Source organism: Streptomyces sp. NPDC004111 (genome assembly GCF_042874215.1).
In the GTDB taxonomy this organism is placed as follows: domain Bacteria; phylum Actinomycetota; class Actinomycetes; order Streptomycetales; family Streptomycetaceae; genus Streptomyces.
In genome coordinates, this window is record NZ_JBIAMU010000002.1 from 258941 (window position 1) to 278659 (window position 19719).

The 19719-nt window shown below is 73.8% G+C and carries 13 protein-coding genes; 6 read left to right on the forward strand and 7 right to left on the reverse strand.

Translation table 11 applies throughout. The annotated features are described in order from the left end of the window. Window positions 1-38 precede the first annotated feature (38 nt). Both ACFYVL_RS05610 and ACFYVL_RS05615 read right to left on the reverse strand, forming a co-directional pair. Window positions 39-1325: a M14 family metallocarboxypeptidase gene (locus tag ACFYVL_RS05610; RefSeq protein WP_389241516.1), complete on the reverse strand. Its 1287-nt coding sequence runs from the start codon at window positions 1323-1325 to the stop codon at window positions 39-41. Further along, window positions 1322-3334: a Xaa-Pro dipeptidyl-peptidase gene (locus ACFYVL_RS05615; protein WP_389241517.1), complete on the reverse strand. Its 2013-nt coding sequence runs from the start codon at window positions 3332-3334 to the stop codon at window positions 1322-1324. Before ACFYVL_RS05615 ends, ACFYVL_RS05610 begins: the two co-directional genes overlap by 4 nt. Before the next feature lie 234 nt (window positions 3335-3568). Here ACFYVL_RS05615 and ACFYVL_RS05620 point away from each other — a divergent pair, with 234 nt between their 5' ends. Continuing rightward, window positions 3569-5089 carry a M1 family metallopeptidase gene (locus ACFYVL_RS05620; protein WP_389241518.1) on the forward strand — a complete coding sequence of 507 codons (1521 nt, stop codon included), beginning with the start codon at window positions 3569-3571 and terminating at the stop codon, window positions 5087-5089. 296 nt (window positions 5090-5385) lie between these two features. Continuing rightward, window positions 5386-6384 (forward strand): sphingomyelin phosphodiesterase, encoded by a 999-nt coding sequence (gene sph / locus ACFYVL_RS05625; protein ID WP_389241519.1) that lies wholly within the window; start codon window positions 5386-5388, stop codon window positions 6382-6384. A 94-nt stretch (window positions 6385-6478) separates the two neighbouring features. On the opposite strand, the gene ACFYVL_RS05630 is transcribed toward sph, so the two are convergent. Together ACFYVL_RS05630 and ACFYVL_RS05635 are read right to left on the reverse strand one after the other, a co-directional pair. Beyond that, entirely contained in the window at window positions 6479-8941 is a 2463-nt protein-coding gene (locus ACFYVL_RS05630; protein ID WP_389241520.1) for an FtsX-like permease family protein, read from the reverse strand. Then, complete coding sequence (locus ACFYVL_RS05635) at window positions 8938-9717, reverse strand: ABC transporter ATP-binding protein (RefSeq protein ID WP_389241521.1); 780 nt, start codon at window positions 9715-9717, stop codon at window positions 8938-8940. Before ACFYVL_RS05635 ends, ACFYVL_RS05630 begins: the two co-directional genes overlap by 4 nt. 110 nt (window positions 9718-9827) lie before the next feature. Here ACFYVL_RS05635 and ACFYVL_RS05640 point away from each other — a divergent pair, with 110 nt between their 5' ends. The 3 genes from ACFYVL_RS05640 to ACFYVL_RS05650 all read left to right on the forward strand — a co-directional run bounded on the left by ACFYVL_RS05640 (window position 9828) and on the right by ACFYVL_RS05650 (window position 13046). Next, window positions 9828-11081, forward strand: a complete 1254-nt coding sequence (locus ACFYVL_RS05640; protein ID WP_389241522.1) for a sensor histidine kinase — start codon at window positions 9828-9830, stop codon at window positions 11079-11081. Continuing rightward, window positions 11069-11719, forward strand: coding sequence for a response regulator (locus tag ACFYVL_RS05645; RefSeq protein ID WP_389241523.1), 651 nt, complete (start codon window positions 11069-11071; stop codon window positions 11717-11719). The genes ACFYVL_RS05640 and ACFYVL_RS05645 overlap by 13 nt, the downstream gene beginning before the upstream one ends. A gap of 115 nt (window positions 11720-11834) precedes the next feature. Then, entirely contained in the window at window positions 11835-13046 is a 1212-nt protein-coding gene (locus tag ACFYVL_RS05650) for an NAD(P)-binding protein (RefSeq protein ID WP_389241524.1), read from the forward strand. A gap of 71 nt (window positions 13047-13117) precedes the next feature. On the opposite strand, the gene ACFYVL_RS05655 is transcribed toward ACFYVL_RS05650, so the two are convergent. Next, complete coding sequence (locus ACFYVL_RS05655; protein ID WP_389241525.1) at window positions 13118-14929, reverse strand: AMP-dependent synthetase/ligase; 1812 nt, start codon at window positions 14927-14929, stop codon at window positions 13118-13120. Between the two features lie 177 nt (window positions 14930-15106). Here ACFYVL_RS05655 and ACFYVL_RS05660 point away from each other — a divergent pair, with 177 nt between their 5' ends. Continuing rightward, the gene (locus ACFYVL_RS05660) at window positions 15107-15844 is read left to right on the forward strand and encodes a MerR family transcriptional regulator (protein WP_389241526.1); all 738 of its coding nucleotides are present in this window, start codon (window positions 15107-15109) and stop codon (window positions 15842-15844) included. A 25-nt stretch (window positions 15845-15869) separates the two neighbouring features. Here the strand turns inward: ACFYVL_RS05660 and ACFYVL_RS05665 are convergent, their stop codons facing one another. Both ACFYVL_RS05665 and ACFYVL_RS05670 read right to left on the reverse strand, forming a co-directional pair. After that, complete coding sequence (locus tag ACFYVL_RS05665; protein WP_389241527.1) at window positions 15870-17393, reverse strand: carotenoid oxygenase family protein; 1524 nt, start codon at window positions 17391-17393, stop codon at window positions 15870-15872. Window positions 17394-17544: 151 nt separating this feature from the next. Continuing rightward, window positions 17545-19719, reverse strand: coding sequence for a 3-hydroxyacyl-CoA dehydrogenase NAD-binding domain-containing protein (locus ACFYVL_RS05670; RefSeq protein ID WP_389241528.1), 2175 nt, complete (start codon window positions 19717-19719; stop codon window positions 17545-17547).

A 19719-nucleotide genomic window follows, 5' to 3' on the forward strand; every position in this document is an offset into this window, starting at 1 on the left:
CGCTACCCGGTATCACAGGTGACGCACGTCACGGTCCGCTAACAGCGCGTGTCGGGTTGCCCGGTTGCGAGGTGATACGCGGCTTTCTCGTCGAGGAGCAGCGGGACCAGATCCCGCTGGGACTGTCGCAGCGGTACGTATGCACCCCCACGGTCGGACCTGAAGTGCACGCCGTGCAGAGCGAGTTCGTCGCCCACCTCGGCGATCTGACTGGCGGTCAGCCGGTAGCCGCAGGGCGGGTCGGCGAGTACGTCGGCGGGCTTCGGCGCCTCGTTGTCCGCACCGCCCAGATAGACGGGCCCCCGGTCCGCGAAGCCCGCGAGCCGGGCGCGGGTGGTGGCCGCCTCGATCGGGCCGCGCCGCTGGGCCGCATAGGCGAGCGCACCGCCGAGCGAGGCGGTGTGGGAGGCGACCCGGCGCCGCTGGTTGAGTGCCCGGTCCTGCTTCTCGGCGTCGCTCAGCGCGTCCACCCGGCTCTCGATCAGCAGACCGACCGCGTGCTTGATGCCGGACGCGTTGCGCAGGATGCGCTCCTGCCCGTCGCCCGCGACCTGCTTGACCGGTTCCCCGGTGACGGGGTCGGTCCAGATGCCGTACGTCCCGGTGCTGAACCCGGAGGCGTGGGCGGCGGGCCTGACGTACTTCTCGGACAGCTTCCTGGACTCCTCGTGGACCCGGGCGTCGGTGTTGAGGTTGCGCGGCCAGAGGTCGAAGAGGTCCTTGTCGTAGTACGCCGGGGTGGCCCCGTACTCGTGCAGGTCGTACACCAGATCGGGCTTGTGGTCGCGGACGACCGCGGCCATGGCGCGGCCCTCGGCGGTGGCCAGGGCGATGTGGTCGCGGTTGATGTCGACACCGTCGGAGTTGCCCCGGGTGTCGGCGGCGCGGCCGTCGGGGTTGGCGGTCGGGACGACCAGGACGGTGGTCTCGCGCAGGAAGTCCCGGGTGCGGCGGTCGGTGGCGTACGCGAGGTCGCGCACCTTGCTCAGGCAGGCTTCGCGGCCCGCCGGTTCGTTGCCGTGCTGACTGCAGATCAGGAGCACGGTGGACGCGGTGCGCCGGCGCTCGCCGATCCGCACGAGCTGGAGCGGACGGCCCTGCTTGGTGGTGCCGACGACGGAGACGGAGACCCGGGAGGCGGCCCGGTCGACGTCGGCCAGGAAGGTCTGTTCCTCGGGCTGGGTGGTCCAGCGGGCACCGTTCGACGTCTCGAATCCGGTACGGGGTGCGGTGCGGGCACCGTCCCCGGCCTGGGCGGGGGCGGCGAGCAGCGGCACCGCGAGGGCCGCCGTACCGAGGAGCGCCACCAGGGCGCGGGCCCTCATCGGACGTCCCCCGTCAGGAAGGCCGCGCCGGGCAGCCGGGACAGGTTCTGCGGCACCGGCACGCCGTCCGGGGCGCCCGGGGACAGCGGGGCCGCCGCCGCGCTGCCGGAGGTGGCGCGGGCGAAGGCCCGCTCGCCGCCCACGACGGGCAGCCTGGCCGAGGTCTCCGCGAGGTCGAGGCCGAGGGTGGGACGGGTGTCGGGCGCTTCGACGAGTCCGGCGTCGGTGCCGCCGACGATCAGGGCGAGCCGGTGGCCGGCCGGGACGACGTGGTCGGACGCCGCGAGGTCGATGGTGATCTCGTACTCCTTGCCGGGGGTCAGCGGACGGGCCTTTCCGTCGCCCCGGTAGTGGGCGAGGGCGGCCCAGCCGCGGCTGAAGACCTGGAAGTCGACGGCGGTGGTGTTGGCGGCGGTCGCCTTGAAGCACGCGCTGTCGCCGGGGGTGCTCGCACCCCAGCAGGTGCGCTCGGTCAGGGTCTTGATGCCCTCGCCCGAGGCGCCGTAGTCGCGGATGGTGTCCGGGCCCAGGTCGACGAGGACCGCGGAGAGGTTCGCGCTGGTGGTGGAGGGGGTGACCGAGAGGGTGACCTTGGCGGAGCCGGAGAGGCGCAGGTCGCGGGAGAGCGGCCGGGTGGTGAAGCCGGCCTTCTCCGGGGTGCCGGTGTCGATCTTCGCGGCCCAGGCGTTCTCGCCGAGCTTCGGGTCGTCGGTGAAGGTCTCGGTCGTACCGGGCTCGGCGCGCCGCAGGCCGAGTACGCCGACCCCGGCGGAGCTGCCCTGCTGCGGGCGGACCCCGGTGGCGTCGGTGCCGCGCGGCGGCCAGACGCGGTCGGTGCTCCACCGGTCGGGCCTGCGCTCGATGTCGGCCATCGGCTCGCGGTCGATGCCGTTGTCGTAGCCGAGCAGTTCGTGGTCGAACCACCGGTGCAGGGTCTTCACCCACTCGGCCCGCCGGAAGTCGAACGGGTCCACGTGCCCGGTCTGCGACAGCCACACCTTGCGCGCGACGCCCTGCTGGGCGAGGGCGTCCCACCACTTGCCGAAGTGGTTGGTGCGGACGTTGAGGTCCTGCATGCCGTGCACGGCGAAGACGCTGGCGCGCACCTTGCGGGCGTCGGGCACGAAGTCCCGGTCCTGCCACATGGGCGTGCGGTCGCCGTTCAGCGGCGCGCCGTCGGAGAGGTACTTCTTCACCGCCTTGCAGCGGGCGCCCGCCTCGGGGCTCTCCACGTATCCGGCGAGGTCGTCGGGGCCGCCGTCGTAGAGGTCGGCGCCCTGCTGGAAGTAGTAGTCGTACCAGGAGGAGATGGCGCCGATCGGCACGATGGTGCGCAGGCCCTCGACGCCGGTGGCGGCCACTCCGTTGGCGACCGTGCCGTCCCAGCTCTTGCCGATCATGCCGGTGTCGCCGTTGGTCCAGTGGGCGCGGGCACGGGTGTTGCCGGTGCGGCTGGTGTAGCCCGTGCCGCGCCCGTTCAGCCACTCGATCACGGCCTTGGCGGACTGGATCTCGGAGCTGCCGCCGACGTCCACGCACCCGTCGGAGCGGTTGGTTCCGGTGAAGTCGACGGCGACGTAGCCGTAGCCGCGCGGGACGAAGTAGTTGTCGTAGAAGAGCGGGAACTGGACGGGTCTGCCGTTCTCGTCGTACGTCTTCTTCTGGCTCTCGTTGCCGCGCCCGCAGCAGGAGTAGTACGGGCTGGCGTCCATGATCACCGGGATGCGGCGGCCGGTGCGGTCGGTCTCGCGGGGGCGGACGATGTCCACCGCGACCCGGTCGGTCCTCCCGTCCTTGTCGCCGTCGACACGGGTGTCGACCCAGACGGACTCGCGGATGGCCTTGTCGTACGCGTAGACGGGTCTGCTCTCGGTGGGCCTGGCCGACGCGGCCTCGCCCGCGCCCTGGGCGGTGCCCGCCGGGACCAGCAGCACGGCCGTCAACGCGGCCACGGTCGTGGGGACGAGCATTCTCCATTTCGGGCGCCTGGCCCGCGCTGGTATCGACATGGCGGGACGGTAACGCCCCTGCCCCGTGCGCAACAGGGGGCCGTACGGGGCCGGCGGGCCGCGCGGGACGTCCCGCCCGCACCGCGCCCCGCACCCGGTGCGGCCAAAAGGGATACCGGCCCGCATGTCGGCCGTATGGCGATCGTGTGACAGCAGTGACCATGGACATGGCTGGTGGCCGAGGGGCTGAATAGAGTGCCAACAGATCGTTCCACCTGACCACTTGGAGCACTCGTGCACCGCAGAATCATCGCCCCGGGCGTGCTCGCCGCGGCCACCCTCCTGCTGGCGATCCCGGCATCCGCGGCGTCCTTCACCCCGGGCGCGCCGGGCATCGGAGACCCCTACTACCCGGCCAGCGGCAATGGCGGATACGACGTATCCCACTACGACCTGCGGCTGAAGTACCAGCCGACGACGGACCTGCTGGAGGGCACGGCGACCATCCTCGCCACCGCCAAGCAGAACCTGTCCAGCTTCAACCTGGACCTCGGCCTGAAGGTCAGCGAGGTGCGGGTGAACGGCAAGGTGGCGAAGTTCGTCAAGGAGGGCGAGCAGGAGCTCGTCGTCACGCCGGCCGCCCCGCTGGAGAAGGGCAAGTCCCTCTCCGTGGTGGTGCGTTACGCGGGCAAGCCCTCCGAGGTGAAGGTCGGCGGGTACACCGCCTGGCACCGCACCTCGGACGGCGGCGTCGCGGCGCAGGAGCCGGACTCGGCCGCGTGGTGGTTCCCGAGCAACGACCACCCGCTCGACAAGGCCACGTACGACGTGTCGGTGTCGGTGCCGGACGGTTCGACCGCCATCTCCAACGGCGTTCTCCAGTCGCAGAGTTCGAAGCTGGGGTGGACCCGTTTCGCCTGGCGCTCCAACAAACCCCAGGCCTCCTACCTGGCCACCCTCGCGGTCGGCAAGTTCGACGTCACCACCGACAAGACGTCCTCGGGGCTGCCGGTCCTCAACGCGTACAGCAAGGACCTCGGCGACAACGACGGCGCGGCGCGGGCGAGCATCGAGCGCTCGGCGGAGGTCACCGAGTGGCTGGAGGGCGTCTTCGGCCCGTACCCCTTCAACGCGATCGGCGGTTACGTCCCGAACGTGACCAGCGGTTACGCGCTGGAGACGCAGACCCGCCCGTTCTACAGCCCCAAGCAGTTCGCCAACGGGGCGAACGTGTCGGTGGTCGTGCACGAGCTGGCGCACCAGTGGTACGGCGACAGCGTGTCCGTGCACCACTGGAAGGACATCTGGGTCAACGAGGGCTTCGCGCGCTACAGCCAGTGGCTGTGGTCGGAGAAGGAGGGCGAGGGCACGGCGCAGGAGCTGGCCGACTACGCGTACGCCTCGCGTACGGCGGACGACCCGTTCTGGCAGGTCAAGCCGGGTGACCCGGGTCCGGACAAGCAGTTCGACATCGCCGTGTACGACCGGGGCGCGCTGGCCATCCAGGCGCTGCGCAACGCGGTCGGCGACGAGGCGTTCTTCCAGATCCTCAAGGGGTGGCCGAAGCAGTACGCGTACGGCAACGCGAAGGTCTCGGACTTCGTGAAGTACGCGGAGAAGGTGTCGAAGAAGCCGCTGGCGGAGCTGTTCGACACGTGGCTGTACCAGCCGGAGAAGCCGGCTGCGCCGGCGGCGGCGGAGTCGCGGATCGCGCGGGGGTACGCGGCGGGGGCGGCGGGTGAGCGGGCGGTGACGCCGGTGCAGCCGAAGTCGTGGAAGAAGATCGCTGAGACGAATTCGGTGCACGAGCACTGAGGGTTGAGCGGGGGCGGGGCGGCGGGGGTGCGGGGGCGGGGCGTTGGCCGGGCGGGGTCGGAGGGTTCGGCTCCGCCGGGGGCCGCCCCCCTTGCCCGCCCGTTCCGCCCCCGGGGGGCGGCCCCGCCGCCCAAGGGGGCGGGGCGGGCTGGGGGCTGGGGGCTGGGCGGGGACAGTTGGTGAGGGGGACAGGTGGGGGGTGTGCTTTGTCTACCGGGAAGTAACCGGGGCTGCTTTGATGTGCGTCGGCAGCAACTCACGCCCCTCTCGCCCCACATCACCCACGGGAGAACTCTGTGCCGACCCCTTCGCGCCGACCGGCCCTCGTCGCCGCCGTCACCGCGGTGACCGCCGCGGCCGCCGCGCTGGCCGCACCCGCCGCGTCCGCCGCCCCGGCGGCACCGGCCGCCGCCGCGACCCCCGCCCTCCAGGTCCTCTCGTACAACGCCTTCCTCTTCAGCAAGAACCTCTACCCCAACTGGGGTCAGGACTTCCGCGCGAAGGCCATCGCGGAGGCCCCCTTCTTCCAGGGCAACGACGTCGTCGTCCTCCAGGAGGCCTTCGACAACTCCGCCTCCGACGCGCTCGGCCGCAACGCCGCCGCCCAGTACCCGCACCAGACCCCCGTCGTCGGCCGGAGCAAGACCGGCTGGGACGCCACCGGCGGCTCCTACTCCGCGACGACGCCCGAGGACGGCGGGGTCGCGGTCTACAGCAAGTGGCCGATCGTGCGCAAGGAACAGTTCGTCTTCAAGGAGGCGTGCGGCGGCGACTGGTTCTCCAACAAGGGCTTCGCCTACGTCGTCCTGGACGTCAACGGCACCAAGGTGCACATCGTCGGCACCCACCTCCAGTCCACCGACCCCGGCTGCAAGGCCGGTGAGGCGGCGGCCAAGCGGAGCGCCCAGTTCAAGCAGATCGACGCGTTCCTGGACGCCAAGCAGGTCCCGGCGGGCGAACAGGTCCTGGTGGCGGGCGACTTCAACGTGGACTCGCACAGCCCCGAGTACGCCTCGATGCTCAAGGACGGCGGGCTCGACGGCGCGGCCTCCCGCACCGGTCACCCGTACTCCTTCGACACCAAGGACAACTCGATCGCGGCCGAGCGCTACCCGAGCGACCCGCGCGAGGACCTCGACTACGTGCTCCCCCGCACCGGGAACGCGCGCCCGGCGGGCTGGAACAACCACGTGGTCAAGGAGCAGAGCGCGCCCTGGACGGTCTCCAGCTGGGGCAAGTCCTACACGTACACCAACCTGAGCGACCACTACCCGCTGGTGGCCTCGGCCAAGTGACCGGGGCGGGTCCCGGGAGCACGGCACGCATCGCGCCGCACGGGGCGGGCCGGGGGATTCCCCCGGCCCGCCCCGTGCGCGTTCCGGGGGCTGCTCAGACCGCCCGGGTCCGCAGTGCCGCCCTGGCAGGGAGCACGCTCGCCGCCAGGGCCAGCAGCAGGCAGCCGCCGGCCGCCGCCAGTACCGTCGGCCACGGAACCACCAGGTCGACCGGGATGCCGAGGGTGGCGCTCAGCCCGGCGCGGATGCCGAGCAGGGAGGGCAGCGCGACCAGACCGCCGAGCAGTGCGCCGAGGGCGACCACGAAGACGGTCTCCCCCGCGACCGTCCCCAGCACCTGACGGGGTGTCGCCCCCGAGAGGCGCAGCAGCCGCAGGTCGCCGATCCGGTCGGCGGTGGCCATGAGGAGGGTGTTGGCGACCGCGATGCCGGTGTAGCCCGCCGACATGGCGACCAGGAGGAGGGTGAAGACCTCGACGAGGTGGTCCTCCTCGGCGTCGGCGCGGCCCGCGAAGGCCGCCGGGGTGATCTCCCGTGCCTCCGCGAGGGCGACCTCGGGCCCGGTGCGGTAGACGGCCTCCGTGAGCGCCGCCGGGTCGTGCGCCCGGACGGCCGCACGGCCCAGCAGGACCGGGTACGGGGTGGAGCGGTCGGACAGCACCGCCACGACCCGCGGTTTCCCGGTGCGGCCGTCCTCGTAGGTCACTCCGGCGGCCAGGCCTGCGCGCGCGGACTCGGTGACCGCGATCGTGCCCGGTTCCCCGAGGCCGGCGAGAGAGCCGGAGACGACCCGCAGACGGGGGTGCGCGGCGGCGAAGGGACCGGGGTCGACACCGGCCGCCGGGAGCGGGCCGCCGGCGGTGTGCACGGTGGTCGGCAGCAGCGCGGCGCCCTCGATCCTTGCCGCGGCGGCGTCGCTGAGTCCCGGGGCGCCCCGGGGCACGACGGCCGCCTCGGCCCGTACGGACACGGCTTCCTCGGTGCGGTAGGAGTGCGCGGACGTCTGGGTGTTGCCGGTGATGAGCACCACGAAGCCGAGGGTGGCCAGCACGGGTGCCACGGTCGAGGCGGTGCGGCGCAACGACGTCCGTACGCCCTCGCGGACCAGCAGCGCGGTGGCTCCGCCGCGCCTGCCCCACGGCAGGGTGACGAGCCGCACCAGCGGGGGCAGGAGGGTGGGGGTGAGCAGGGTGAGGCCGGTGATCAGACCGAGGGCGGTCACCAGGGCGAGGGAGATCAGGTCGGCCGCCTCCGCACGGGCGGAGGCGACGGCCGCCGCGCAGCCGACCGTGGTGAAGCCGATGCCGGTGAACAGCCGGGCCCGGGAGGGCGGCCGGTCGTCGACGGCGGCTTCGCGCAGCGCCTCCAGCGGGGCGATCCGGGCCGCCCGCCGGGCCGCCGCCCACACCCCGGCCAGGGCGACCGCGATTCCGGCGGCCCACGCGGCGGCCGGGATCCACAGCGCGGTCCGCACCGCGAAGCCCTGCGGCTGGAAGCCCGCGTCGACGAGGACGGCGCCCAGTGCGGGCGCGAGGACGGTGCCCAGGAGCGCGCCCGTCGCGGCGCCGGCCGCGCCGACGCAGAGCGCCTCCGCGTACAGCATCCGGCGAAGCTGCCGCGGGGTGGCGCCCAGCGTCCTCAGCAGGCCCATCTCGCGGCGCCGTTGGGTGACTCCGAAGGCGAAGGTGGAGGACACGACGAAGACGGTGACGAACCCGGAGAGGGCGGCCATCGCGGCGAGCACCTGGGCGCCGATCCAGCGGGTCTTCTCGTCCGCCGCCGGGGCGAGCGCGTCGCGGGCGTCCCCGGTGAGGACGAGGCCCGCGGCTCCGACGGCCCGGGTCGCCGCGGCGGCGACGGCGGCCGGCCGCGCGCCCTCGTCGAGGAGCAGGCCGATCACCCGTACGCCGCCGGAGAGGGCGGCGGCGCGGCGGTCGGTGACGTAGTAGCCGGGGCCTTCGGCGGTTCCGGAGACGGTGTGGGGCTCGGGCCCCGCGGCGGTGCGGACGGTGATCCGCTCCCCCACCGCGATCCCCGAGGCGCCGGGCACCACGACCTCGTCGGCCCGCCGCGGCGGGTGGCCGGACGTCAGCGGGTAGGGGGCGAGGGCCGCGGTGGACCAGGCTTGGCCGCGCCGTTCGCCGGGCCGCTGCTCGTCCGCCGGGGTGCCGTCGGCGCGCAGCGCCTGGGCGGGGAAGCTGCGGTCGGGCACCGCCCGGCGCACCCCGGGCAGGGCGGCCAGGGTGCGGGTCAGCTGCTCGGTGCGCTGCGGTGACCAGGGTGCCCGGTCGAGGAAGGTGCCGTTGCCGGCCGGTCCCCGCGGCGCCTGTACGAGGACGGGGCCGCCCGCGTACCGGTCGGGGACCCCGCTGCCGCCGGACAGCAGGATGAGCGCGCTCGCGCAGAGGATGGCGACGCCGAGGGCGAGCGCCACGAAGGACCCGGCGAAGGCGGTCGTGCGCGCGCGGACGGCGGCGAGCGCGAAGGCGAACACGGGGTGGCGCCCGGAGCGGGCGCGCGGACGGACCCGGGTGCGGAACCGGCTGCGGTTGCTCATGACCGGGTCTCCAGTGCCGCCATGCGCGCGGCGACGGCGGTGGCGTCCGGGCGGTGGGGGATCTCCTCGGCGATCCGGCCGTCGGCGAACAGCACGACGCGGTCCGCGTGGGCGGCGGCGGCCGGATCGTGCGTCACCATGACCACGGTCTGTCCGTGCTGGGCGGCCAGACCGCGCAGCAGGCCGAGGACCGTCCGGGAGGACCGGGTGTCGAGGGCGCCGGTCGGTTCGTCGGCGAAGAGCACGGCGGGCCGGGTGATCAGCGCGCGGGCGAGGGCGACGCGCTGCTGCTGGCCCCCGGAGAGCTGGCTGGGCCGGTGTGCGGCCCGGTCGGCGAGGCCCATTTGGTCGAGTGCCGCAGTGACGGCGGCGGGGTCGGGGCGGCGGCCCGCGAGCAGCAGCGGGAGGGCGACGTTCTGGGCGGCGGTGAGCGAGGAGACCAGGTTGAAGGCCTGGAAGACGAAGCCGACCCGGTCGCGGCGCAGCAGGGTGAGGGCGGTCTCGTCGAGGCCGTCGAGGGGTGTCCCGTCCAGGGTGACGGTTCCCGAGGTGGGGCGGTCGAGTCCGGCCGCACACTGCAGGAGGGTGGACTTGCCGGATCCCGAGGGGCCCATCACGGCGGTCATGGTGCCCGCGTCGAAGCCGAGGGTGACGCCGTCGAGGGCGGTCACCGCCCGGTCGCCGGTGCCGAACCTCCTGGTGAGGTCGGTCAGTTGTACCGGGCGGTCGGCGCCCGCCGGGCGTTTCGTCTTCGCGGTCTGTGTGTGCGTCGGCATGGGGGAAAGTCAACTCGCGGCGTGCGCACGGCACATGCGCGGCACCACTAGTCCTGATACTCCACCCAGCACTACTGTCCGGCCCTCCTGCTGCCGCTAGGGTCGGGCGGATGATCGCTCGTCACGTCCTGGAGGCGCTGAGCCGGCGCCCCTGGGGCTTCCTTGGTTCGTCGTGGCCGTGGCGTGCGCTGGCGCACCTGCTCTCGGGCGGGCTGCTCGGGGCGGGGGCGTGGCTCGCGGTGGGCGGGGCGGTCGCCGCGAGCGACCGGCTCGGGCTCGGGCCCTCGGTGGTGTGCGCGCTGCTGGTGCTGGTCTTCGCGGGGGCGCTCGCGGTCCCGCTGGAGCGGTGGCGGCTGCGGCTGGTGGACCCGCAGGCGGCGCCGGTGCGGCATCCGGCGCGTTCCCCGGCGGGGCTGCGGGCGGCGGCGTACGGGGTGGTGTCGGTGCTGGCGCTGGGTCCGGCCGATCTCGCGCTGGTGCTGGTCGCGCTGGGGATCCCGGGGGCGCTGGCCGTCACTCCGCTCCAGCCCGCAGCGGCGCCGTGGGCGGCGGTCGGCGGGCCGGTGGCCGGGGTGCTGCTGCTGCCGGTGGCCGCCTATCCGATCGCCGCGTGGGCGGGGGCCAGGGCCGCGCTGTCGCGGGCCGTGCTGGCGCCGCGGGACGCCGAGCTGACGGAGGTGCGGGCGTCCCGGGCCCGCCTGGTGGACGCGTACGAGGCCGAACGGCGGCGCATCGAGCGGGATCTGCACGACGGGGCGCAGCAGCGGCTGGTCGCGCTGACCATGAAGCTGGGTCTCGCGGGGCTGGACCTGGCGCCCGGTTCGCGGGCGGCGCGGGAGGTGGCGGAGGCGCACGCGATGGCGAAGGCGGCGCTGGTGGAGCTGCGGGAGCTGATCCGGGGCGTGCATCCGCAGGTGCTGACGGAGCGCGGGCTCCCGGCGGCCGTGCGGGACGTGGCGGGCCGGTCGCCGGTCCCGGTGGACACCGAACTCCCGCTGCCCGGCAGGCTGGCCGGGTCGGTGGAGGTCGCCGCGTACTTCGCGGTGTGCGAGGCCCTCGCCAACACCGCGCGGCACAGCGGCGCCACCCGGGCCCGGGTCACCGGCCGCCTGGTGTCGGGCACGCTGCTGGTCGAGGTGTACGACGACGGGCGGGGCGGTGCGGACCCGGCGGCCGGGTCGGGGCTGACGGGGCTGGCCGACCGGGTGGCCGCGGTCGACGGCAGAATGCTGCTGTCCAGCCCGCCGGGCGGGCCGACCAGGCTGCGGGTGGAGATACCGGCGGATGTGGTGGCCCCGGGTTCGGGGGACGTGGCGGCCCCGGGTTCGGGGGACCTGGCGGGAGGAGCGGCGTGCGGAGTCTGAGAGTGGTGCTGGCGGAGGACGCGGTGCTGCTGCGGGAGGGTCTGGTCGGTCTGCTGGAGCGGTTCGGGCACCGTGTTCCGGCCGCCGTCGGCGACGGTCCCTCGCTGGTGGCCGCGGCGTGCGAGCACCGGCCCGACCTGGTGATCGCGGATGTGCGGATGCCGCCCGGCTTCCGGGACGAGGGGCTGCGCGCGATCCGGGAACTCCAGTCCGCGCTGCCCGGGTTGTCGGCCCTGGTGCTGAGCCAGTACGTGGAGCAGACCTTCGCCGAGGAGCTGCTGGAGGCCCGGCGCGGGGCGGGCACCGGCTATCTGCTCAAGGACCGGATCGGTGACGTCGAGGAGTTCATGGACGCGGTGGTGCGGGTCGCGGACGGCGGGATGGTCGTCGACCCGGAGGTGGTGCGCCAGTTGCTGGCCCGCCGCCGGGATCCGCTGCTGCGGCTGACGCCGCGCGAGCGGGAGGTGCTGGGGCTGATGGCGGAGGGCCGTTCCAACGCGGCGGTCGCCCGTGCGCTGGTCGTGACGGAGGCGGCGGTGGCCAAGCACATCGCGGGCATCCTGCAGAAGCTGGACCTGCCGCCGGCGCCGGACGACCACCGCAGGGTGCTGGCGGTGCTGGCGTACCTGCGGGGCTGAGGCGGCTCGGGGGCCGGGTGCGCGGGGCGATGTCACATCCGCGGGCGTCCGGTACGTCCAGGGGTGGAGAGCGCGCCACAGCGGGTGGCCGCAGTCCAGCCACGAGGAGCCGGGCATGACCGCGCAGGGGAACGTAACCGTCGTAGGTGGGGGAATCGCCGGTCTGGCCGCCGCGATCACGGCGGCGGAGGCCGGGGCGCGCGTGGAGCTGTACGAGGCGCACGCGACCCTGGGTGGCCGGGGCCGGGCGACCGCGGGCCCGTACCGGGCGCACGAGGGTCCGCACGTCTTCTACGCCGACCTGGCCCACTGGAAGTGGCTGACCGACCGCGGTCTGGTGGGCGGGCTGGGCCGGCCCTCGCTGCGGGACCTGCGGTTCGGGTTCGTGCGGGACGGCCGGCTGCGGGCCGCTCCCCCGGCGGCGCTGGTGCGGATGATGCTGCCGGGGCGTCCGCGCACGGCGCCGGTGGACGTCTCCTTCCACGCGTGGGCCTCGGCGAGGTACGGCGAGGAGGCGGCGCGGGCGGCGGCGCGGGCCATCGGGGTGGTCACGTACGACGCCGACACGGGCCGGCTCTCGGCCGCGTTCGTCTGGGGGCTGTGGTGCCGGGTGTTCGCGCCGACGGTGCCGACCGTGCGGTGGGTGGTGGGCGGCTGGCAGGCGGTGCTGGACCGGATGGCGGAGCGGGCGCGGGAGCTGGGGGTGCGGGTCCGGCCGGGCGAGCGGGTCAGCGAGCTGCCGGAGGACCGTCCGGTGGTGGTGGCCACCGAACTCTCCTCCGCGCGGCGGCTGCTGGGCGACGAATCGCTGCGGTGGGAGAGCGGGCACGTGGTGCTGCTGGACGTGGCGGTGCGGGGCGGCCGGGAGGGGCGCCGGGACCGGTTCATCGCCTTCGACCTGGACCACGGCGGCTTCCACGAGTCGTACTCGATGCAGGACCGGAGCGTCGCGCCCGGTGGCGAGTCGCTGTTCCAGCTGGACATGCCGGTCCGTGCGGACGAGGGTCCGGCGGAGGCGCGCGAGCGGCTGGAGGCGCTGGCGGACCTGACGGTGCCGGGCCGGCACGACCGGCTGACCTGGAGCAGGACCGCCACCGCCAAGGGCCGTACCGGCGCGCTCGACCTGCCCGGGAGCACCTGGCGCGACCGCCCGGCCATCGCGCGCGGCGACGGGGTGTTCCTGGCCGGGGACATGGTGGCGGCGCCAGGGATGCGGGGCGAGATCTCGCTGTTCAGCGGGGTGCGGGCGGGGGAACTGGCGGCGGCGGAGGCGGGCCGCCCGGCCTCGGTGACCAGCGGGGGGACCTGGCGGGCCGCGACGGCCTGACCCGACGGGCCGGGCAGCGGCGCGCGGGGGGCGGAGCGGAGCGCCGGGGGCTCCGCTCCGCACCCCGGGGCTCAGCCCTCGTACAGGCCGTCGAGCTCCGCCGCGTACTTCTCGCGGATCACCCTGCGCCGCAGTTTCAGCGACGGGGTCAGCTCCCCGGTCTCCGGGCCCCACTCCTCGTCCAGCAGCCGGTAGCGCTTGACCTGTTCGGTGCGGTTCAGCCGGGTGTTGGCGGCTGCGACGGCGCGTGCGACCTCGTCCCGTACCGCCGGATCGGCGGCGTTCGCCGGCCCCTCGACGCCGTGGCCGGCCGCCCACGCGGGGGCGGCCTCCGCGTCCAGTACCAGCAGGGCGACCAGGTAGGAGCGGCCGTCGCCGTGGACCAGGGCCTGGCCGATCAGGGGGTGTTCCTTGAGGGTGTTCTCGACGAGCGCCGGGGAGACGTTCTTGCCGGTCGACGTGACGATCATTTCCTTCTTGCGGTCGGTCAGCCAGAGGAAGCCGTCCTCGTCGAGGCGGCCGATGTCGCCGGTGGCGAACCAGCCGTCCTTGTCCGTGGCGCTCTCGGTGGTGCCGTCGGCGCGGAGATATCCGGCGAAGACCGTCCCGCCGCGCACCAGGATCTCGCCGTCCTGCGCGACCTTGAGTTCGATTCCTTCCAGCGGGCGGCCGACCGAGCCCAGCCGGAAGCCGTGAGTGGGGCTGTTGGCGGTGCAGACGCCGACCGTCTCCGTCAGCCCCCAGGCGTCCATGACCACGATGCCGAACCCGGCCCAGAACCGGGTCACTTCGAGCGGCATGGGGGCCGAGGCGCTCGCCGTCCACACCAGTGCGTCGAAGCCCGCGAGGGCCAGGAGCGGTTCCAGTACGTGGGTCCTGGCCGTCCGGTACGCGGCCTCCAGCGCGGCGGGCGGCTCCTCGCCCCGCTCGCGGCAGGCGACGTGGGAGCGGGCGGTCTCCGCCGCCGCGTCCACCGCGGCCCGCTGCTCCGCGGGCAGTGCGGCCAGCGCCGCCCCTACCGAGGCGGCCAGCTTCTCCCACACCCTGGGCACTCCGAAGAACTGCGCCGGGTGCAGTTCCCGCGCCGTGGCGGCCACTTCGGCGGGGTCCGCGCACAGGTGCACGTGGGAGGCGCGGAAGACGGGGAGGTAGATGCCTAGCATCCGCTCCGCGATGTGCGCGAAGGGCAGGTAGCAGAGGTGGTCGACGTGGTCGGGCAGGTCGACCACCCGGTCCAGGGAGAGCGCGTTGGCCACCACCATGCGGTGGGTGACGGGGACGGCCTTGGGGTCGCCGGTGGTGCCCGAGGTGTAGAGGACGCTGAGGACGTCGTCGGGGCGGATCTCCCGCCAGGCCTTCTCGAAGGCGGCCGGGTCGTGGATGCGGGCGCCGGAGGCGTGGAGGGAGCCGTAGGTGCGGTGCGCTCCGGCCGCCGCGGGCTCCACCACGACCAGCTTCTCCAGCGGTGCCTCCGGGTCCGCGAGCAACGGCTCCCAGCGCGGGAGTTCGTCCGCGCCCCCGACGACGGCGAAGCGCGCCCCGCTGTGCCGGGCGATGTGCGCGATCTGCCCGGCGGCGGCGGTGCCGTACACCGAGACCGGGACCGCTCCGAGGTGGGTGAGGGCGAGGTCGCTCAGCCAGTGCTCGGGGCGGTTGCCCATCATCATCAGCACCTGCTCGCCGCGGCGCACGCCCAGCGCCGCGTATCCGGCGGCCAGTACCGCCGTCCTTCTGCGCACCTCCCGCCAGGTGAGGGTGGTCCAGCCGGCGCCCTCGCGCCAGGAGAGGGCGGGCAGGTCGCCGTGGTCCTCGGTGTTGCGCGCCAGCAGCGCGGGAAGGGTGAGTTCTGCCGGTTCGGCGGGAAGGCGCAGGATCGTGGTCATGGCCGCCTCGTGTCGTGAGGGAAGAGCGTGACGTCGACTGTGCGCGGCCGGGCGGTGCCCGGACGTCCCGGGAGGCTTTCACATCAGTGGTGAGACAGCAATACTGTTGCACCGCACCGACCGTCGGTACGGGCTGGGAGGTACGGACGTGCAGCACGGGGAGAACGGGGCACAGGGATGACGACGACCACCGGTACCGGGGAGCCGGCGCTCACCGTCGACGAACTGGCCGCGCGCGCCGGTGTCACCGTCCGCACCGTCCGCTTCTACAGCACCAAGGGGCTCCTCCCGCCCCCGGTGATCGGCCCGCGCCGGGTCGGTCTCTACGGCCCCGCGCACCTCTCCCGGCTCGCCCTCATCGAGGAGCTCCAGCACCACGGCATGACGCTGGCCGCCATCGAGCGCTATCTGGAGCAGCTGCCGCCGGATCTCAGCGCGCACGACCTGGCCATCCACCGTGCGGTGGTGGCCTCCTGGGCGCCGGACTCGGCGGAGGACGCCACCCGGTCGGAGCTGGAGCGGCGGGCCGGCCGGCCGCTGTCCGACACGGACATCGACCGGCTGGCCGCGATGAACGTGCTGGAGCGCGCCGACGACCCGGACGCCTTCAGGGTCGACCCCGGGCTGCTGGCTCTGGGCGTGCAGCTGCTGGGGGTCCCCATCGCGCACGAGACGATCCTCGCCGCGCGCACGATCCTGATGGAGCACACCCGGGAGGCGGCCCGCGAGCTGACGCGGCTGTTCCGCGACGAGGTGTGGAGCCCCTACCGGGAGCGGGAGACGGACCCGGAGCACGTGGAGGCGATGAAGTCGCTGTCGGCCCATATGCAGCCGATGGTGCTCCAGGCCCTGGTGACGGCCTTCCAGCGGTCGCTGAAGGAGGAGCTGCGGGCCGCGTTCGTCAAGGAGGGCTGAGTGCGCGCGGCCCGGGGCGCGGCCGTCAGGCGTCCGCCACCCAGCTCCCGTGCAGGCCCAGCGGTACCCGGCCCGGCAGGTGGATCCGGGCGAGCGGCTTCGCGGTGAAGTCCTGGGCGGCGAGGATCACCAGGTCGGAGGCGCCGCGCTCGGGGTTGTGCACGTACGCCAGCGCGTAGCCGTCGTCCTCGGCGGCCCGCGCGTCGGTCGCGTCCGACGCCACGAACACCGCCTCCCCCGCCGCCGCGTCGCGCGGCAGCCGGTGCACCTGGGAGGTGCCGCGCAGCAGGTCGTGCTTGATGAGCGCACTGCTGAACGCCTCGTCCGGGGGCACCCCGTCGACGGACCGGTACGCCTCGAAGAAGGTGGCGGCAGCCGCCGTGTAGCCGTAGCGGTGCCGCCGGGACACCAGCGTCTCGTTGACGCGCGGGAACTCCTGGGGCCGGTCGTCGAGCCGCCGCCGGGTGACCCGGCCGCGCGCGAGGTCGATCGTCCAGCGGTCGAGCGAGGGACTGCCCGGGGCGTACGGGCCGCCGGAGCCGCGTCCCGCGACGAGGAAGGGCGCGGGGAAGGTGGTGAGGTCCACGACCACCTTGGAGCCCTCGTCGTAGGCGTTGAGGGTGTGCGAGTACCAGGACGTCATCGGCACCTCGAACCAGCGGACCGGGCCTCCCCCACGCTTCATCACCCCGACCCGTGCCGGGTGCTTCTCGTTCCAGACGTAGGGCACGAGGTCGCCGCGCCCGGCCGCCGCGGGGTCGAAGGTGACGGGCACGTCGAAGATCACGACGTGCCGTTCGGTGAGCCCGAAGTCGTGGACCATGGGTCCGCCGGCGAGGGGGATGCGGGTGGAGCGGGTGACCTTGCCGTGGCGGCCCACCACCACGTGCCGGATGTGGTCGGGCCGCGCGGGGTGGTAGGCGAGCGCGTGCAGCTCGTCGGCCGCGGCGTCCAGTTTGGTGTGCGCGGTGAAGGCCCCCTTCAGGGTGCCGCCGAAGTCGTACGGGCCCACGGTGGCCAGTTCGTCGTCGAGCCGGTAGGGCTTGGCGCCGCCCTCCTGGAGCGCCAGGATCCGCCCCTTGTAGCCCACCACGTGGGTGTTGCACGCGAAGTCGTCGGCGGGCACCGGGCCCGGGTACGGTTCGCCGAGCTTGCCCGCCACGGCGGCCGAGCGGACCCAGCGGTTGCGGTACCACTCGGCGCGGCCCTCGCGCAGGCGCACTCCGTGCACCATGCCCTCGCCGATCATCCAGTGGTGGGCGTTGGGGTCCTCCAGGCCGAGGACGTTGGGGCCGGTGCGCAGGTAGCGCCCGTTCAGCTCGCGCGGGACGCGCCCGGTGACGGGCAGGTCGAAGGCGGTCAGCTCCTCGGTGGCGGGGGCGAACGCGCCCTCCAGGAAGGGGTGGCGGGCGGCGGTCCGGGCGGCCGGCCGCGAGGGCGCGGCGGCCGGGCCGGCCGCCGCGGCGCGCAGTCCGCTCGCGCCGAGCGCGCCCGTCGCCGCCGCGACGGCCGCCCCTCGCAGCACGGTCCTTCGTGTGTGTCCGCTCATGGTGCGTCCCCACTCTCGTCTCCGTCGTTCGCGCGTTCCTCTCACGCACGATGCTGCGGCAGATGAGCGGGTGGGCGCAGGAGGGGCGGGCCCCCACCGGGGGTGGTGCCAACACCCCTTTTCCGTAAGGGTGTTGGCACCGGGGCGCGGCTCAGTTGTCGCTGAACTTCTCGCCCTTCTCCGCCTTCTCGACGAGCAGCGCCGTCGGCTGGAAGCGGTCGCCGTACGCCGCCGCCAGCTCGCGGGCACGGGCGACGAATCCGGGCAGGCCGCCCTCGTAGCCGTTGATGTACTGCAGGACGCCGCCGGTCCAGGCGGGGAAGCCGATGCCCATGATGGAGCCGATGTTGGCGTCGGCGACCGAGGTGAGGACGCCCTCCTCGAAGAGGCGGACGGTGTCGATGGCCTCGGAGAAGAGCATCCGCTCCTGCATGTCGCGGAAGGGGATCTCGACGCCGGGCTTGGTGAAGTGCTCCCGCAGTCCGGGCCACAGGCGGGTGCGCCTGCCGTCCTCGCCGTACTCGTAGAAGCCGCCGCCGCCGCTGCGGCCGGGGCGACCGAACTCGTCGACCATGCGGTCGATGACGGCGTCCGAGGGGTGGCCGGGCCAGCTGCCGCCCGCCTCCTCGACGGCCTTCTTCGTCTCGTTGCGGATCTTGCGGGGCAGGGTGAGGGTCAGTTCGTCCATGAGGGAGAGGACCTTCGCCGGGTAGCCGGCCTGGGCCGCGGCCTGCTCGACGGACGCGGGCTCGATGCCCTCGCCGACCATGGCGACGCCCTCGTTGATGAAGTGGCCGATGACGCGCGAGGTGAAGAAGCCGCGGCTGTCGTTGACGACGATCGGCGTCTTCCTGATCTGGCGGACCAGGTCGAAGGCGCGGGCCAGTGCCTCGTCGCCGGTCCGCTCGCCCTTGATGATCTCCACGAGCGGCATCTTGTCGACCGGCGAGAAGAAGTGCAGGCCGATGAAGTCGTCGGGGCGCGAGACGCCCTCGGCGAGGCCGGTGATGGGGAGGGTGGAGGTGTTGGAGCAGAGCAGGGCGTCGGGCTCGACGATGTCCTGGATCTCCTGGAACACCTTGTGCTTGAGGCCGGTGTCCTCGAAGACCGCCTCGATCACGGCGTCGCAGCCCGCGAGGTCCGCCGGGTTCGCGGTCGGGGTGATGCGGCCGAGCAGTTCGTCGCGCTTGGCCTCGGTGGTGCGGCCCCGGGAGAGCGCCTTGGCGAGGAGCTTCTCGCTGTACGCCTTGCCCTTGGCGGCGGCCTCCGGGGTGACGTCCTTCAGGACGACCTCGATGCCCGCGCGGGCGCAGGAGTAGGCGATTCCGGCGCCCATCATGCCCGCGCCGAGCACGGCGACCTTGCGCACCTTGCGCCGCTCGACGTCCTTGGGACGGCTGGCCCCGGAGTTGACGGCCTGGAGGTCGAAGAAGAACGCCTGGATCATGTTCTTCGCGACCTGGCCGGTCACCAGCTCGGTGAAGTAGCGGGCCTCGATGGTCAGCGCGGTCTCGAAGTCGACCTGCGAGCCCTCGACCGCGGCGGCCAGGATGTTGCGCGGGGCGGGGTAGTTGGCGCCGCCCGTCTGCTTCTTGAGGTTCGCCGGGAACGCCGGGAGGTTGGCGGCGAAGCGCGGGTTGGAGGGGGTGCCGCCGGGGATCCGGTAGCCCTTGACGTCCCACGGCTGCTGCGACTCGGGGTGCGCGTCGATGAACGCGCGGGCCTTGGCGAGCATCTCCTCGGGGGTGGCCGCGACCTCGTGCACCAGGCCGTTCTCCAGGGCGCGCAGCGGGCTGTACTGGGTGCCCTGGAGGAGGACCTTGAGGAGGGCGTCGGCGATGCCCATGAGGCGTACGGTACGGGTGACGCCGCCGCCCGCGGGGAGCAGGCCGAGCGTGACCTCGGGCAGCCCGATCTTGGAACCGGGGGCGTCCAGCGCGACCCGGTGGTGGGCGGCGAGAGCGATCTCGTAACCGCCGCCGAGGGCGGCGCCGTTGATGGCGGCGACGACGGGCTTGCCGAGGGTCTCGATGCGGCGCAGCGAGTTCTTGATGGCGGTGCCGGTGTCGAAGGCCTGCTGGGCGTGCTCGGGGCCGACCTGGATCATGTCCTTGAGGTCGCCGCCGGCGAAGAAGGTCTTCTTCGCGGAGGTGTAGATGATGCCCCGGATGGAGTCCTTCTCGGCCTCGGCGCGGTCGGCGATCGCCGCGATGGAGGCCTTGAAGGCGGCGTTCATGGTGTTCGCGGACTGGTTGGGGTCGTCGAGGACGAGGGTGACGACGCCGGTCTCGTCCTGCTCCCAGCGGATGGTGGTGGACTCGCTCAT